This is a genomic window from Woeseia oceani, assembly GCF_001677435.1.
Lineage (GTDB): Bacteria > Pseudomonadota > Gammaproteobacteria > Steroidobacterales > Woeseiaceae > Woeseia > Woeseia oceani.
Window position 1 is genome coordinate 3,995,306 of record NZ_CP016268.1, and the last position, 15,450, is coordinate 4,010,755.

The following is a 15,450-nucleotide window of genomic DNA, read 5'->3' on the forward strand; positions in this document are numbered from 1 at the left end:
GGGGTTTTTTTATTGGAGTCGCGCTGCTTAGCGCTGATCGATCGACACGTAGTCGCGGGTCGGCTCGCCCGTGTAGAGCTGCCGCGGGCGGCTGATCCGACCGTTGGGGTCGGTAATCATTTCGCGCCAGTGCGCTGTCCAGCCAACCGTCCGGCCGATGGCGAACATCACCGTGAACATTGACGTCGGGATGCCTAACGCGCGGTAAATGATGCCGGAATAGAAATCCACGTTCGGGTACAGGTTTTTCTCGATGAAGTATTCGTCCTTCAACGCAACTTGCTCCAGTTCCAGGGCAAGATCGAACAGCGGCGAATTGGTGCGCCCCATCTGTTTCAGAACCTTGTGGCACATCTCGCGGATGATCGTCGCCCGCGGATCGAAGTTCTTGTAAACGCGATGGCCGAAACCCATCAGGCGGAACGGGTCGTTCTTGTCTTTGGCCTTGGCAACGAACTTCGGAATATTTTTCACATCACCGATAGCCTCCAGCATGCGCAATACCGCTTCGTTAGCGCCACCGTGCGCCGGCCCCCACAGGGCCGAAATGCCCGCGGCGATAGCCGAATACGGATTGGCGCCCGAGCTGCCGGCCATCCGCACTGTCGATGTGGAACAATTCTGTTCGTGATCCGCGTGCAATATGAACAACAGATCGAGGGCTTCCGCCGCTACCGGATTGATTTCATACGGCTCGGCGGGAACCGCGAAAAACATTTGCAGCATGTTTTCGCAGTAACCGAGGTCGTTGCGTGGGTAGACAAAAGGCTGGCCGCAGGTGTGCTTGTAGGCAGCAGCGGCGATGGTTGGCATCTTGGCCAGAATGCGGTGAGCAAACACTTCACGCGCATCCGGGTTATTGATGTCCATCGTGTCGTGGTAGTACGCCGACATGGAGCCAACGACTGCCGATAACATCGCCATCGGGTGCGCGTCGTAACGGAACCCGGTGAAGAATCGCAGCATGCCCTCGTTAAGCATCGTGTGCGTACGGATGGAAGTATCGAAACGCGCCAACTGTTCCTTGGTCGGTAACTCGCCGTACAAGAGCAGGTACGAGATTTCCATGAAGTTGGATTTGGCAGCGAGCTGCTCTACCGGGTAACCGCGATACAGCAATATGCCCTTCTGACCATCGATGAACGTGATCTTGCTCTCGCAGGAACCTGTCGCGCCGTAACCGGGATCGTAGGTAAAGACACCTTCTTGCTGATACAGGCTGCTGATGTTGACAACATCCGGCCCCATGGTTCCTTTGTGAATCGGCAGTTCCGTTGGATCACTACCGTCATTTCTCGTCAGCGTATAAACGTCTTTACTCATTATCATCCTCAATCGTTGGTCCGCAGCAAACTGCGTGACCGACCTAACATCACGAAACTGCGCCTTGCAGGCGCTCGTGTAGAACGACCCCGGGAACAGTATACCGGGGTCCGATTATCGGTCAGACGAGGCCCGGAGAGCTACCACGTCGCGGTAGTTTCTCCTGCAATGACAGCGGCTATAGCGTCCAGGCGCAGCCTTGATTGCCAGCGCCTGGTCATCCGCGGTGGTGGCCGTTGCCCAAATCCGCGACGGGATCGGGCGAAACGCGCGACGGGTTACTCTGCGGACGCGGCTTTGGAGCCCATGCCGTACTTGCGACGGAACTTGTCGACCCTGCCACCGGTATCAAGAATCTTCTGTTTGCCGGTGTAGAAAGGATGGCAGGCAGAACAAACTTCGATAGCCAGATCCTCGCCGAGGGTCGAACGGGTAATGAACTCGTTGCCGCAGCTGCAAGCAACTTTGGTTTCGCTGTAGTTCGGGTGAATCTCGGCTTTCATTTCGGTTCTCCGGCGTGGCAGCGCGGTACAAAAAGGTCGCGTAGCATAATGCGAAGCGCCTGAGGCTGCAAGCCCCCTGCAGCGGGCTTCGCGTTATCCACAAAACCTGTGGATAAGGTTGTGGAAGAAAATTGAGTGAATGCGCTAAGTGGGCATTTTTAAAGCCCCGGCATTAGAATGTCTACTTTGTGTCCAATTTATTAATACGAATAAAAACAATGGTTTATCATCCTTTCCGCAGGGGCGCACTGAGCAACGGTCATGATTATGCTAAAAACGCCGCTTAAGGTCAGGCTTGTGCATAACGGTAACTGCGTGGAACATCCCGCGCACACGGCCGCCCTTACGCGATCGCCTCTGCGGACGGTAAAAAGTGGGCCTGCAATTCGTTCAGAAAACGCAGACCCAACGGGGTAGGCCGCCAGGTTGCTGACCCTGCCGCCTGCATCAGGCCGCGATCAGCAAGCTCGGCCACGCCAGGCCGCGCAACATCGAACGACAGGCCGGTCCGCTCTTCGAATACTCGCTCGGCAAAGCCATCCGGCAGGCGCAAGGCATTCAGCATGAACTCGAACAACAGATCGGCCTCGGCGACGCGCACCAACGGGTGCCGGGCGAGGTCATCCCGCTCGGCGCATTCCATATAGGTCTGTGGGTGGGCTGGTTTCTTGTAACGCCAGATCCTGCCGGCCCGGTCGGTCACTTTGCCGTGCGCCCCCGCCCCAACCGCAAGGTAATCACCGAACGTCCAGTAATTGCGGTTGTGCCGGCAGCTCTTGCCGTTACGGGCGAACGCCGAAATTTCGTAGCGTCGGTAGCCCGCCTGCTCCAGGTGCCTGAACGCGGCCTCTTGCATATCCCAGCTCAGCTCGTCGTCCGGCAGTTCCGCGGGCGGCCGCTGATGAAACACGGTGTTCGGCTCCAGCGTAAGCTGGTAGAACGACAGATGCTCGGGTGCCAATGCGACCGCCTGCGCAAGGTCAGCCAGCGCCATGGCCAGCGTCTGCCCCGGCAGCGCGAACATCAGGTCGAGATTCAGGTTGTCGAAACCCGCCGCCCTCGCGTCAGCGACCGCCTGGGTAATCTCACCCGGACCGTGAATTCGACCCAGCCGTGTCAGGGCATCCGCGCTGAAGCTCTGGGCCCCCAAGGATAAACGGTTGACGCCAGCTTCACGATAGCCGGCAAGGTTGTGGCGTTCAACCGTGCCCGGATTGGCTTCCATCGTCACTTCAATGTCGTCGGCCAGGACGAAGTGCTCCCGAACGGAGTCCAGCAGCTGACCAATCTCAGCGCCGCTGAACAGGCTGGGCGTACCGCCGCCGATGAACAGGCTGCTGACCACCCGGTCTTCCGCTTGCGGTGCTTCGTAGCGCAAGTCTCGCTGCAGCGCCTTGACGTAACGCTCACGCGGGATGGCCGGGCCCGCCGTGTGGGAGTTGAAGTCGCAGTAGGGGCATTTCTTGACGCACCACGGCAGATGCAGGTACAGCGCCAGCGGCGGCATCAGGCCCACCGCTTCGCCAGTCCGTCAGACAAGGCACGAAACGCCTTGCCGCGATGACTGCGCGCATTCTTCTCGGTTGCACTCAGTTCCGCCGCGCAGCGCGCCAGCTCGGGATCGAAAAACACAGGGTCGTAGCCGAAGCCGCCCGCACCGCGGCGAGCCGCGGCGATCCGTCCACGCCACACGCCTTCCTCAATCAGCGGCGACTCGTCGCCGGCACTGGCAACAAAAACAGCGGCACAATGAAAGCCCGCACCGCGCTCTGCGGCCGGACGATCGCCCAGCTCATGCAGCAGTTTGTCGATATTGTCATCGTCGCTGGCATCAGGCCCGGCGTAGCGGGCCGAGTACACGCCAGGCGCGCCGTGCAGCGCGTCCACCGCCAGCCCTGAATCGTCCGCGATGGCCGGCAGCCCGGTAAGGCGCGCGGCGTGGCGCGCTTTGAGCAGCGCGTTGGCAACAAAACTGTCGCCGTCTTCCACCGCTTCGGGGATAGCGAAATCCGTCTGGGCGCACACCTCAATCCCGAGCGGTGCCAGCAGGCTTGCGATTTCGCGAAGCTTGCCGCGATTGCCGCTAGCAATGACCACACGCTGTGGAACAGAAGGCATCAGCTTGTCTCAGACCGATTCCAGCACGGCATTCTGCAAGGCCATGATCGTACTCACGCCATCAGTCGCCAAATCAAGCAGCGTTGCGAATTCCGCGCGAGAAAAAGCATGGCCCTCGGCCGTGCCTTGCACTTCGATAAAGTGGCCGGCCTCGTTCATCACCACGTTCATGTCGGTCTCGGCACTGGAATCTTCCGCGTAGTCGAGATCCAGTACCGGCGTGCCATCGAAAATGCCGACGGACACGGCCGCAATCTGCCCGTGCAGCGGGTTGCGCTTGAGTTCACGGGTCGCACACAGACGTTTCATGGCGATACTCAGCGCCACGAAAGCGCCACTGATGGCCGCGGTGCGAGTGCCGCCGTCGGCCTGCAGCACATCGCAGTCGAGCGTGACCGTGCGCTCACCCAGCGCTTCAAGGTCCGTCGCTGCCCGCAATGAGCGGCCGATCAGTCGCTGAATTTCCTGGGTACGCCCGCTTTGCTTGCCGCGCGCCGCTTCACGCCCGGAGCGGGTATGCGTCGAGCGCGGCAACATGCCGTACTCGCCGGTTACCCAGCCGCTGCCCTGACCGCGCATCCATGGCGGCACGCGCCGCTCGACACTGGCGGTGCACAACACCCGGGTATCGCCAAACTCGGCCAGCACGCTGCCCTCCGCATGCCGGGTAAAGTCCGCGGTAAATCGCACGGTTCGTAAATCGTTGGCTGCGCGGCCACTGGGTCGCATCGCTTGCTCCTGAGATGGAATAAAAGACAAAAGGCCACCGTGACGGTGGCAGGCGGGTGTTGCAGGCGCACAGTTTACTGAAAAACACAGCGCAGACGCGCGGTTTCACACTTAAGGCGCTATGAACCTCAATGCGGTGCCGGTCGTGTTATCGCTGTAAGGCGAATTGGCGGTCAGCGCCTTGACGCTCAGCGACTTGAGATTGTCGCCCAGTTCGCTGTCCGGCAGGGTCGCCAGTCGTGCGATCTCGGCATCGCTGAGCCCCGACCACAGACCGTCACTGCAAGCCAGCAGTACGTCACCCGGTTGCAGCGGCAGTTTCCGGGTCAGAGTCATGTCCGGAACGGGTGCATCACCGCCCAGGCAGCACTCAACGAAATTCCGCATCGGGTGATCGAGCGCTTCAGCCTCCGTTATTGCCCCTTCCTGGATCAGCACTTCGACGTGGCTGTGGTCGCGCGAACGCTGCACCAGCTGGCCATTGCGCATCAGGTAGATGCGGCTGTCGCCGATGTGGCACCAGTAGCTGCCTGATTCCTGCACCAGGCAAACAGCGCAAGTGGCCCGGGGCCGAAAGTCGACACCGATATCGGCGCCCAGCGCGACAATCTCGTCGTGCGCGCGTGCCAGCGCCATGTAAAGAAAACCTTGTGGATCAAAGATAGGCAGCGGCATCTTGGTGAACAGGTCCTGCACAACCCGGATGCCGGTTTCGGCCGCCAACGCGCCGTCGGAGTGACCACCCATGCCATCGAACACCAGCATCAGCGCGGCATTCTCGGCAACAACGATGGCCGCACGGTCCTGATTGTCCTGCCGATCACCGATCGCTGAGACCTTGCTGTATTCAATCTGCATGGGATTCTGCAATGTTGTCGTGCCCGTTCCGACCGGCAATGCCTCTCTGGCAGTGCAGCTCAGCTGTCGATAATTCCTGCATTGACTATCGCTTCTCTCTTGTCGAAGAATTCGCCGGCAGCGAATGCCGTCAGTGATCAAATGTTTCGCCGGGCCCCGAGCTTCCATTAGTATGGCCGCCGCAGGCTCCCGCACAGCACGATCCCGAGTATGAGGTCGGACGGGACCGCCAGTCTGTGACCCGAACAACAGTTTCCGAGGCGGGCCAATTTATCAGGGGTTAGTGAATGTTGCACAGTATGACCGGCTTTGCCCGGCAAATCGCCGAGTCGCCATTGGGCACGCTGACCTGCGAGATCCGGGCCGTCAATCATCGCTACCTGGACGTGCAGTTCCGCCTACCCGAGGAACTGCGCCCCAAAGAATCCGAACTGCGACAACAAGTTAGCAGCCAACTGCAGCGCGGCAAAGTGGACTGCCACCTGCATTTCCGGCGCGCAACCAGCAGTGAACGCGGCCTGATGCTCAATCACGAACTGCTGAGCCGGCTGGCAGAACGCACGGCCGAACTGGCGACACTGCTCCCGGACACGCGGCCCATGGATCCATTGGACGTGTTGCGCTGGCCCGGCGTCGTCGAAGAACCGCCGCTGGAGGTCGAGCCGCTGTTTGCCGCCGGCAGCGAGTTGCTGGCCACGACGCTCAGCGCGCTCAACACGATGCGGGCGAGCGAAGGCGGCCGTATTGAAGACATGCTCAGCTCGCGTTGCGACGAAATCCTGAACATCGCCAGCAGCGTGCGGGCCCGCATGCCCGAAGTGCTGACACGGGTACGGAACAAGCAACGGGAGCGAATCGCAAAGCTCGATGTTGCCGCCGATCCGGCGCGACTTGAGGTCGAACTGGCGCTGATCAGCCAGAAACTGGACGTCGACGAGGAGCTGGACCGGCTGGAAAGCCATATCAGCGAAATCCGCCAGAACCTCGCCGCCAGCGAACCCGTGGGTCGCCGGCTGGACTTCCTGATGCAGGAACTGAACCGCGAAGCCAACACGCTGGGCTCGAAATCAGCGGATACGGACACCACCCGGGCCGCGGTTGATCTCAAGGTGCTGATAGAACAGATGCGCGAACAAATCCAGAACATCGAGTGAGCATGACCAGCAACAGACTCAAGCACTCCGGCGTAGCGGCCAACGAGGCGCCCGCAGCACGGCTGTTTGTCATAGCCGCGCCTTCAGGCGCAGGCAAGACTACGCTGGTCAGGAAATTAGTCGCGCGAAACCCTGACATCCGCTTCTCGGTGTCCTACACCACACGCCAGAAGCGACGAAACGAGGAAGATGGCAGGGATTATTTCTTCGTGAACCTTACAGATTTCCACGACCTGCAAGAAAAGGGCGAGCTGCTGGAATCGGCACTGGTCTTCGACAATTACTACGGCACCAGCCGCCAGCAGGTCGAGAAACACCTGGCAAATGACCACCACGTGTTACTGGAGATCGACTGGCAGGGCGCGCAGCAGGTCCGGGAGTCCATGTCGGAGTGCATTACGATTTTTATCCTGCCGCCGTCGCGTGCCGAACTGGAGCGCCGCCTGCGGGACCGCCAGACGGACAGCGACGCGGTCATCGAGCGCCGCCTGCGCGACGCCCTCAGTGATATGTCGCACTGGAACGAATTCGACTACTGCATCGTCAACGATGACCTCGACCGTGCCGTTGACGAACTCGAAGCCGTGCTGCGCGGGGATTGCGAGCACTGCCGCAGTGCTCGCATGCGTCCGCTGATCGAAAAGATTCTGGCGTAATTCCGCAACAATCCTGTAAACTGGCCGGTCTTTGCGAAAAACCCGGCACGAGCCGGCAACGGAGAATGACCCCCATGGCCCGAATTACGGTCGAGGACTGCCTGCACAACATCGACAACATCTTTGAAATGGTGCTGGTCGCCGCCAAGCGCGCGCGCCGCATTGCTCATGGCTCAGATGCCCTGGTCGAACTTGAAAATGACAAGCCGACGGTACTCGCATTGCGCGAAATTGCCGGCGGCCATATCACGCCGTCTATTCTTGAGGAAATCGAACAGCCGCCTGTCGACGACTTCATGCAACCCGAAAGCAATGACGACATCATGCCCATGCGAGGCATTTCAATCGGAGACTGACTGCAAAACGGGTGCCGCGGCCAGCCCCAACTGCAGGTAACATGAAGCATGGACTACGCCGCATCCATTCTTGCCAAATTGCCGGGCCGCGCTGCCCGCCGTGACCACGGTCTGCGGCAGCTGCTGGTCAAACTGCGCACCTACCTCACCCCTGATCAGATAAAGCTGGTCGTTAAAGCGTACCGCTTTGGCGCTGCCGCCCACGAGGGCCAGCGGCGGCGCAGTGGTGAAGACTATATTTCGCACCCCGTTGCGGTCGCCAGCATCCTCGCCGACATGCACATGGACGCGCAGGCCATAGCGGCCGCGATCCTGCATGACGTGGTCGAGGACACCGAGACCGGCATCGCCGACCTCGAGAAGGAATTCGACAGCGAGATCGCGACCCTGGTCGACGGCGTCAGCAAGCTCGACCAGATGCCGTTCAACAGCCGCGCCGAAGCGCAGGCCGAAAGCTTCCGCAAGATGATGCTGGCGATGATCGAGGACATCCGTGTGATCCTCGTGAAGCTCGCAGACCGCCTGCACAACATGCGTACGCTGGACTCCATGCCGCGCGACAAGCAGGCACGCATCGCCCGCGAAACGCTTGAGATTTACGCGCCGATTGCAAATCGCCTGGGCATAAACCGCATGAAGGTCGATCTCGAAGACCTCGGCATGCGCTACCTGTACCCCTACCGTTACCGTGTTCTTGAGAAAGCGCTGCGCAGAGCGAAAGGCAATCAACGCCAGATGCTGCGCAAAATGGCAGATCGCATACGCAAATCGCTCCAGGAACAGCAGATCGACGGCGAAGTGATCGGCCGCGAGAAGCACCTCTACAGCATCTACAAGAAGATGGCGGAGAAGAAGCGCCTGCTGAACGACATCGTCGACGTGTACGGTTTTCGTATCGTGGTGCACGACGTCAACACCTGCTATCGCGTACTTGGCATCGTGCACGGGCTGTACAAGCCCATGCCCGGTCGCTTCAAGGATTACATCGCGATTCCGCGGATCAACGGCTACCAATCACTGCACACAACCCTGTTTGGTCCGAAAGGAATGCCGCTCGAAGTGCAGATTCGCACCGTGCAGATGAACCGCGTGGCAGAGTCCGGCGTTGCCGCACACTGGCAATACAAGGCCGAAGACAAATCCAGCGCTACGCCACAGCGACGGGCGCGCGAATGGTTATCTCGGCTGGTGGAAATCCAGGAGCAGGGCAGCTCGGAAGAGTTCCTGGAGAACGTGAAAGTTGACCTGTTCCCGGACAAGATCTACGTGTTCACGCCCAAAGGCGACATCATGCCGATGCCGAAAGGCGCGACCACCGTCGATTTCGCCTACGCCGTCCATACCGACATCGGCAATCGCTGTGTTGCGGCCAAGATTGATCGCAACCTGGTGCCCTTGCGCACCCAGTTGCAGAACAGCCAGACCGTCGAGATCGTCACGGCGCGCGGCGCCAAGCCAAACCCCAACTGGGTCACTTTTGTCACCACGGCAAAGGCGCGCTCGGCCATTCGCTTGTACATGAAGCAAATGCGCTCAAGCGAATCCACCGACCTCGGCAAGCGTTTGCTGGATCGTTCGCTCAAGGACCTGGGCTCATCACTGCGCAAGATCGGCAAGGTCCGGATGCGCGAAGCACTTAATGAACTCGGCCTCGACAGCCCGGAAGGCCTGTACGAACAACTCGGGCTGGGAGAACGACTCGCACCATTAACGGCGCGTATATTGCTCGGCATCGGTGATGACGGCGAAAAAACGGATGCCAAAGCCAGCCTTACGATATCCGGTACCGAAGGCCTCGTCGTCACCTACGCCAAGTGTTGCTACCCGATTCCGGGTGACGAGGTTATGGGCTATTTGAGCACCGGCCGCGGTATCGTGATTCACCGCAATAATTGCGGCAACCTGTCGAACTTTCGCAAGCAACCCGACAAGTGGATCTCGGTTGACTGGGAAAAGGAATTGCAACGCGATTTCACCACCCAGATCCGGATCGAAACGATCAACCGCACCGGCGTACTCGCCGAAGTGGCCGCCACGATTGCCGATGCCGGTTCCAATATCGAACAGGTATCGGTCGGAGATCGGCACGAAGACTGTTCCGAGCTGACGTTCCTGATTACGATCAGGGATCGTACGCATCTCGCGAACATCATGCGGCGTGTACGTACAATGCCGAACGTGGCTCGCGTCACCCGCGACTGCGCCTAGAACCAGTTAACCCATAAGAAAACCTCAGGAGACAGTCTTGTCCAGGAAAGTCATACACAGTGATAACGCGCCTGCCGCCATCGGCACCTACTCGCAGGCAGTAGAAGTAAACGGACTCGTGTTCATGTCCGGGCAGTTGCCGCTAGATCCGGCAAGCATGGAAATTGTTGAGGGTGACTTTGCCGCACGCGCACACCAGGTGTTCAAGAACATGACGGCTATTTGCGAAGCCGCTGGTGGCTCGAGCGATGACATCGTCAAAGTGAATATCTTCCTGACTGATCTCAGCAATTTCGCCACCGTCAACGAAGTCATGGCAGAGTACTTCACCGAACCTTATCCAGCCCGCGCCGCCATCGGCGTCGCCAGTCTGCCGAAGGGCACGGACATCGAGGCCGAGGCTGTTCTGGCCGCCCGCTGAACTGATTTGCTAACGTGGCCGACCAACCCCTGCATGCCGCACTGACGACACTCAAAGGGGTTGGTCCGGCTCTCGTCCAGAAGCTCGCCAGGCTGCGCCTGGAAAACGTCGAAGACCTGCTGTTCCTGCTGCCGCTGCGCTACGAAGACCGCACAACGGTCCGGCGTATCGGCGAGCTGTTGCCGGGGACCCGCAGCCTGGTTTGTGGTGAGGTCCTGCTGGCAGAAACCGTATTTCGGGGCCGGCGCAGTCTGCTGGTTCGTATTGCGGATGGCAGTGGTCAGCTCACCTTGCGGTTCTTCCACTTCTCCGCGCAGCAACAAGCGCAGTTCCGGCCCGGTGTACATATTGCCTGCTTCGGCGACGCGCGACTTGGCAGCGCGGGCATGGAAATGGTGCACCCTGAATACCGCATCATTCGCGACGGCAACAACCCGTTGGCGAGCGATACACTGACGCCGATTTACCCGATTACCGACGGCGTGCCGCAAGGCCGGATGCGCAGCCTTGCCAGCCAGGCGGTCGCTATCATGCGGCGCTCGCCACCAGCCGAACTGCTGCCTGACAGTCTGCGCAACGAGCTTGACATGCCAACGCTTGCCGAGGCACTGAGCTATCTGCACCACCCACCGGTCGATGCTGACTTGACGCTGCTGGCAACCGGCACACATCCCTGCCAGCAGCGGCTCGCTTTTGAAGAACTGCTGGCTCACTACCTGAGCCTGCGCAATCTGCGTCGGTTGGCCAGCCAGGAAAAGTCGCCGGCGCTGCCCGACGATGCGGGCTTGCACCACCGCTTCCTGAGCAGCCTGCCATTTACCATGACCGGTGCACAAAGCCGCGTTATCGAAGAAATACTCGCCGACCTGCGTAAAGCGCAGCCGATGATGCGCCTGATCCAGGGCGATGTTGGCTCGGGCAAAACCGTGGTTGCGGCGATGGCATGCTTGCAGGCCATCGGCAGTGGTCGGCAGGCCGCGGTTATGGCACCGACGGAACTGCTGGCTGAACAGCACCTGCAAAGTTTTCAGTCGTGGTTTGAACCGCTGGACATCGAACCCTGCTGGCTGGCCGGCAGTCAGCGCGCAGCGGCACGCCGCGAGTCGCTCGCGGCCATCGCGGATGGGACTGCCCGACTGGTGATTGGAACGCATGCGCTGTTTCAGGATGGCGTCGACTTTCACGGACTGGGTCTTATCGTGATTGATGAGCAGCACCGCTTCGGCGTTCACCAACGCATGGCGTTGCGCGACAAGGGTGCTGACGGACTCGGGCAACCACACCAGCTGGTCATGACCGCAACGCCAATCCCGCGCACGCTGGCGATGGCCGCCTATGCCGATCTGGACACGTCGATCATTGATGAGCTGCCGCCGGGCCGGCAGCCGGTCACGACAGTAGCGCTGCCCGAGAGCCGCCGCGAACAGGTCATCGAGCGGGTCCGCGAAGCTTGCGCCAAAGGCCAACAGGCTTATTGGGTTTGCCCGCTGATCGAGGAATCAGAACTGCTGGATTTTCAAGCGGCCGAACTCAGCCATGCACAGCTCAGTGCAGCGTTGCCTGAATTGCAGGTCGGGCTCGTGCACGGGCGCATGAAAGGCCCCGCCCGTGATCTGGTCATGCGCGCGTTCAAAGCCGGTGAGCTGCATCTGCTCGTGGCAACAACCGTGATTGAGGTCGGCGTCGATGTCCCCAATGCCAGCCTGATGATCATCGAAAATGCGGAACGCATGGGGCTGTCACAGCTGCACCAGTTGCGTGGCCGTGTGGGCCGCGGTGCTGCACAAAGCCATTGCGTGCTGCTCTACAAACAACCGCTCGGCAAGATCGCAAAGAGCCGGCTGGGTGTTTTGCGCGATACCAACGACGGCTTCATCGTCGCGCAGCGCGATCTCGAACTTCGTGGGCCGGGAGAGTTATTGGGTACGCGCCAGACCGGACTGCCGCAATACCGCATTGCCGACCTCGCCCGCGACGGCGAACTGATGCCCAAGGTACAAAAGACAGCGCAAACCATACTGCGGGAAAACCCGGCGACAGCGAGTGCACTGGTACGCCGCTGGATCGCCGATGCCGGCCGTTACGGCAAGGTTTGAGCGGCTTGCGCCTGCCTCACCGCGTATCCACACTGGCCGCAATCGCGGATTTCAGTACACTCTCGCTGCAATGAATACCAACAACCCCGTGAACCGCAGCTCGGGCAACGCGGCCTTGCTCAGTCAGCTCCGCAATTACCTGGTCCTGATGCGCATGGACCGTCCTATCGGGATCTGGCTGTTGATGTGGCCAACCTTGTGGGCGCTGTGGCTGGCCGGCAAAGGCCATCCCGATTCCGGACTGTTTATCGTGTTTGTACTCGGCGTGGTGGTCATGCGGGCCGCCGGCTGTGTGCTCAATGACTTCGCCGATCGCAACATCGACCCTTACGTCGAACGGACCCGCAACCGACCCATTCCCAGCGGCGCCGTCGCGCCTTTGGAAGCCCTCGCGCTGTTCGTCGCGTTGTCATTGATTGCGATCGGGCTCGCCTCCATGCTCAACAGTCAGGCACAGATCCTCGCCGTGGTCGGCGCCGGCCTGACCATCGTGTACCCGTTCATCAAACGTTTCATTTCGGTACCGCAGTTTTTCCTTGGCGCGGCATTTGGCTGGGCTGTGCCGATGGCGTTTGCTGCCCAGACCGGACAAACGCCGCAACTCGCCTGGATCATCTTTCTTGCGGCCCTTATCTGGGCGACGATTTACGACAGCTTCTACGCCATGGTGGACCGCGAGGACGATCTGAAGATCGGCGTGAAATCCACCGCAATCCTGTTTGGCGATGCCGACCTGTTTATCATCGGCGCACTGCAGGGGCTCATGCTGATGGCGCTGATTTTTGCCGGCAACATGGCGGAGCTTGGCCCGTGGTACTTCGCCGCGTTGATGATCGCGGCGTTGATGATGGCCTGGCACCAATGGCTGGCGCGGAAACGGGACCGTGACGGTTGTTTCAAGGCGTTTCTGCACAATCACTATATCGGTATGGTGGTGTTCATCGGCATCGTCCTGCACTACACCTTCGAGACACCACTGCCTGGCTGACGTCCGTTCGCGGCGCGCGCAACCGTCAGTACTCCGACCTGTTCGGCACCATGGGCACGCAGCAAGAGACTGAGCTGCCAGCAGGTCTCGCCCGTGGTCATGACATCGTCGACTAACAGTGGGTATCGGCATTTCAGGGGTGCGGCCAGTGCAAAGGCAGCACGCAGATTGCGCCGGCGAGCCGCCCGTCCGAGCCCGCTCTGCGCCTCGGTGGCACGAACCCGCCGCACAGCGGTTGCAACCGGCAGCCCTGTCGCACGGGCCAGCGGCCGGCAAAGTTCTTCTGCTTGATTAAAACCGCGCAACGCCTGTCGCCAACGGTGCAACGGAACCGGTAGCAGGGCATCGACGGCCGCGAATTCGCGACGCAATAACGGCAGCATAAGCTCCGCGAACGCCGCCGCAAACGCGAGTTGTGCCGAGAACTTCAACGCTTTCAATGCGGCGTCCACGGGCCATTCATAGGGCAGGGCCGCGCGGCATCGGGTCCACGGCGGCGGGCGTTGCTGGCAGCGACCGCAGCACAGGTCAGCCGCGGTCACCCGCGGCATGGGCTCGCTGCAAAGCGGGCACGCGGGGCCGAGCGCCGGGAGATCCTTGCGACAGCCTTCACAGAGCCGCCCGTGACTAACCGGCTGCGCGCAAAAGACACAGACTGTCGGTAAGCCGGGAACTGGCAGGGCGCCGATACGCATGCGCCGATCCTCGCAGACCGCAACCGGTACCGCGATTCGCATTTCCCGGCAGCAAGGGCAGATAGTTCACCGTCCGGGCATATCGCGGTACGCGAGCAATGCCCGTATGCTAGCGCCCGCCATGAACACGCCAGACACAGAAACACCGCGTCAGCGAGACGTGCGGAGACGCTTTGACCGCAGCGCGGACGACAGTGACGCGGCCGAGTTCCTGTTCGCCACCAGCCGGGCAGGCCTGCTTGAGCGGCTGCAACCCATGCAACTCAAGGTAGAGCGGGTGCTGATTCTTGGCGCGGGTAAAGGCGCGCTGAATCGCGAACTGGGGAAACGCTTTCGCGGCAGTCAGCTGTTCGGCCTCGACCTGTCCCACAACATGCTGCAACACAACCGCCGCGCTGGCTCCTTGTTTTCGCGCAACCGGGTGCTGCAGGCAAATGCGCAGGCCATCCCCCTGAAAGACGGGAGCATGGACGTGGTGATTGCCAACCTGTTGCTGCCCTGGATCGCCGACTTGCCGCAACTGCTGCACGATGTCGCCCGCGTTTTGCGCAAAGACGGGCTGTTTGCGTTTTCCGCCCTCGGCCCTGACAGCCTGCGCGAACTGCGGAATGCATTCGAGGGCGATGAGGCGGCGCATGTGCGGGAATTTGCGGATATGCACAACCTTGGCGACACACTGGTGCGCGAAGGTTTGCGCGATCCGGTGCTGGATATCGACCATTTGCACCTCGAGTACACCGACACCCGCGCCCTGTTTCGCGACCTGACCGTGACCGGTGCAAGAAATACGCTGGCCGGACGCCGCCGCACGCTGACCGGCAAACAACGATTTGGCCGCGTCAAAGATGCGCTGCAAAGTCAATTTCATGAGCAGCGACTTAGGCTTACGCTGGAAATGGTGTACGGGCACGCCTGGGGTGGCGGTCCGCTTCCCAAGGACGACGAGTTCAGTTTCAGCGTCGATGATTTGCGCGGCCGCCGCCGCGGTCGCTAGGTTTGCCGGAAACTTTCCACAAGCCAAATCAGGTCGTCCGGCTAAGTGGTTGTTAATGAAATAATTTGTCTCGTGCACCAAGCGCCCGGCTGTTTGCAAGCCGAACCCGCTTTCAGTAAACTTCGCTGGCTTTTTGACCAGCCGGCATCGACATTGGATGCCGGGCAGCGGAACTGCCGGGTACCCGCGCGCAGGTTTAAAGCCTTCGAACACTGAGCGGAGCCAAAGGTACCCGGACTTGCCACCCTGAAACCGACTCGTGATTTTGGCCTGACAGCCGAAGTTGGCGGTACGGTTTTGCGGTGAATCACAGCCAGAGCATGACAACTGGCTGCGGTGGCTATCGGCGTA

At 60.5% G+C, this 15,450-nt stretch carries 15 protein-coding genes and 1 pseudogene; 8 read left to right on the forward strand and 8 right to left on the reverse strand.

Going from position 1 to position 15,450, the window contains the following annotated elements; translation table 11 throughout:
* Positions 1 to 27: 27 nt before the first annotated feature.
* From BA177_RS17925 to BA177_RS17950, 6 genes are all read right to left on the reverse strand, one after another.
* Positions 28 to 1,323 carry a citrate synthase gene (locus tag BA177_RS17925; RefSeq protein ID WP_068618515.1) on the reverse strand — a complete coding sequence of 432 codons (1,296 nt, stop codon included), beginning with the start codon at positions 1,321 to 1,323 and terminating at the stop codon, positions 28 to 30.
* Positions 1,324 to 1,601: 278 nt separating this feature from the next.
* Complete coding sequence (gene rpmE, locus BA177_RS17930; RefSeq protein ID WP_068618517.1) at positions 1,602 to 1,826, reverse strand: 50S ribosomal protein L31; 225 nt, start codon at positions 1,824 to 1,826, stop codon at positions 1,602 to 1,604.
* 343 nt (positions 1,827 to 2,169) lie between these two features.
* The gene (gene hemW, locus BA177_RS17935) at positions 2,170 to 3,333 is read right to left on the reverse strand and encodes a radical SAM family heme chaperone HemW (RefSeq protein ID WP_068619647.1); all 1,164 of its coding nucleotides are present in this window, start codon (positions 3,331 to 3,333) and stop codon (positions 2,170 to 2,172) included.
* Complete coding sequence (gene rdgB, locus BA177_RS17940; RefSeq protein WP_068618519.1) at positions 3,333 to 3,944, reverse strand: RdgB/HAM1 family non-canonical purine NTP pyrophosphatase; 612 nt, start codon at positions 3,942 to 3,944, stop codon at positions 3,333 to 3,335. Before rdgB ends, hemW begins: the two co-directional genes overlap by 1 nt.
* A 9-nt stretch (positions 3,945 to 3,953) precedes the next feature.
* Positions 3,954 to 4,673, reverse strand: a complete 720-nt coding sequence (rph, locus tag BA177_RS17945; RefSeq protein WP_068618522.1) for a ribonuclease PH — start codon at positions 4,671 to 4,673, stop codon at positions 3,954 to 3,956.
* Positions 4,674 to 4,784: 111 nt separating this feature from the next.
* Positions 4,785 to 5,531 (reverse strand): PP2C family protein-serine/threonine phosphatase, encoded by a 747-nt coding sequence (locus tag BA177_RS17950; protein WP_068618524.1) that lies wholly within the window; start codon positions 5,529 to 5,531, stop codon positions 4,785 to 4,787.
* Between the two features lie 287 nt (positions 5,532 to 5,818).
* Between BA177_RS17950 and BA177_RS17955 the strand changes: the two genes are divergently transcribed.
* The 7 genes from BA177_RS17955 to ubiA all read left to right on the forward strand — a co-directional run bounded on the left by BA177_RS17955 (position 5,819) and on the right by ubiA (position 13,410).
* Complete coding sequence (locus tag BA177_RS17955; RefSeq protein ID WP_068618525.1) at positions 5,819 to 6,685, forward strand: YicC/YloC family endoribonuclease; 867 nt, start codon at positions 5,819 to 5,821, stop codon at positions 6,683 to 6,685.
* 2 nt (positions 6,686 to 6,687) lie between these two features.
* Entirely contained in the window at positions 6,688 to 7,341 is a 654-nt protein-coding gene (gmk, locus tag BA177_RS17960; protein WP_068618527.1) for a guanylate kinase, read from the forward strand.
* A gap of 74 nt (positions 7,342 to 7,415) precedes the next feature.
* On the forward strand, positions 7,416 to 7,697 hold the full coding sequence (rpoZ, locus tag BA177_RS17965) for a DNA-directed RNA polymerase subunit omega (protein ID WP_068619649.1): 282 nt from the start codon (positions 7,416 to 7,418) through the stop codon (positions 7,695 to 7,697).
* A gap of 48 nt (positions 7,698 to 7,745) precedes the next feature.
* Positions 7,746 to 9,905, forward strand: coding sequence for a RelA/SpoT family protein (locus BA177_RS17970; protein ID WP_068618529.1), 2,160 nt, complete (start codon positions 7,746 to 7,748; stop codon positions 9,903 to 9,905).
* Positions 9,906 to 9,942: 37 nt separating this feature from the next.
* Complete coding sequence (locus BA177_RS17975) at positions 9,943 to 10,326, forward strand: RidA family protein (RefSeq protein WP_068618532.1); 384 nt, start codon at positions 9,943 to 9,945, stop codon at positions 10,324 to 10,326.
* A gap of 14 nt (positions 10,327 to 10,340) precedes the next feature.
* A complete protein-coding gene (gene recG / locus BA177_RS17980) occupies positions 10,341 to 12,422 on the forward strand; it encodes an ATP-dependent DNA helicase RecG (RefSeq protein ID WP_231892469.1) in 2,082 nt (693 codons plus the stop codon).
* A gap of 70 nt (positions 12,423 to 12,492) precedes the next feature.
* Positions 12,493 to 13,410, forward strand: a complete 918-nt coding sequence (gene ubiA, locus BA177_RS17985) for a 4-hydroxybenzoate octaprenyltransferase (RefSeq protein WP_068618535.1) — start codon at positions 12,493 to 12,495, stop codon at positions 13,408 to 13,410.
* Here ubiA and BA177_RS17990 read toward each other — a convergent pair.
* Positions 13,380 to 13,862: a ComF family protein gene (locus BA177_RS17990; RefSeq protein ID WP_156762908.1), complete on the reverse strand. Its 483-nt coding sequence runs from the start codon at positions 13,860 to 13,862 to the stop codon at positions 13,380 to 13,382. The two genes, ubiA and BA177_RS17990, sit on opposite strands and share 31 nt — an antisense overlap.
* Positions 13,863 to 13,928: 66 nt before the next feature.
* Positions 13,929 to 14,147, reverse strand: a pseudogene (locus BA177_RS19220) (double zinc ribbon domain-containing protein); the annotation flags it as partial.
* Positions 14,148 to 14,226: 79 nt separating this feature from the next.
* Between BA177_RS19220 and BA177_RS17995 the strand changes: the two are divergent.
* A complete protein-coding gene (locus BA177_RS17995) occupies positions 14,227 to 15,099 on the forward strand; it encodes a methyltransferase domain-containing protein (RefSeq protein ID WP_068618537.1) in 873 nt (290 codons plus the stop codon).
* Positions 15,100 to 15,450 lie beyond the last annotated feature (351 nt).

What these genes read in the sequence shown, in the direction of transcription:
- rph (WP_068618522.1), bottom strand. Translation starts at nt 4,673, where the DNA reads ATGCGACCCAGTGGCCGCGCAGCCAACGATTTACGAACCGTGCGATTT.
- BA177_RS17970 (WP_068618529.1), top strand. Translation starts at nt 7,746, where the DNA reads ATGGACTACGCCGCATCCATTCTTGCCAAATTGCCGGGCCGCGCTGCC.
- rpoZ (WP_068619649.1), top strand. Translation starts at nt 7,416, where the DNA reads ATGGCCCGAATTACGGTCGAGGACTGCCTGCACAACATCGACAACATC.
- BA177_RS17950 (WP_068618524.1), bottom strand. Translation starts at nt 5,531, where the DNA reads ATGCAGATTGAATACAGCAAGGTCTCAGCGATCGGTGATCGGCAGGAC.
- hemW (WP_068619647.1), bottom strand. Translation starts at nt 3,333, where the DNA reads ATGCCGCCGCTGGCGCTGTACCTGCATCTGCCGTGGTGCGTCAAGAAA.
- BA177_RS17955 (WP_068618525.1), top strand. Translation starts at nt 5,819, where the DNA reads ATGTTGCACAGTATGACCGGCTTTGCCCGGCAAATCGCCGAGTCGCCA.
- BA177_RS17925 (WP_068618515.1), bottom strand. Translation starts at nt 1,323, where the DNA reads ATGAGTAAAGACGTTTATACGCTGACGAGAAATGACGGTAGTGATCCA.
- rdgB (WP_068618519.1), bottom strand. Translation starts at nt 3,944, where the DNA reads ATGCCTTCTGTTCCACAGCGTGTGGTCATTGCTAGCGGCAATCGCGGC.
- BA177_RS17995 (WP_068618537.1), top strand. Translation starts at nt 14,227, where the DNA reads ATGAACACGCCAGACACAGAAACACCGCGTCAGCGAGACGTGCGGAGA.
- gmk (WP_068618527.1), top strand. Translation starts at nt 6,688, where the DNA reads ATGACCAGCAACAGACTCAAGCACTCCGGCGTAGCGGCCAACGAGGCG.
- ubiA (WP_068618535.1), top strand. Translation starts at nt 12,493, where the DNA reads ATGAATACCAACAACCCCGTGAACCGCAGCTCGGGCAACGCGGCCTTG.
- rpmE (WP_068618517.1), bottom strand. Translation starts at nt 1,826, where the DNA reads ATGAAAGCCGAGATTCACCCGAACTACAGCGAAACCAAAGTTGCTTGC.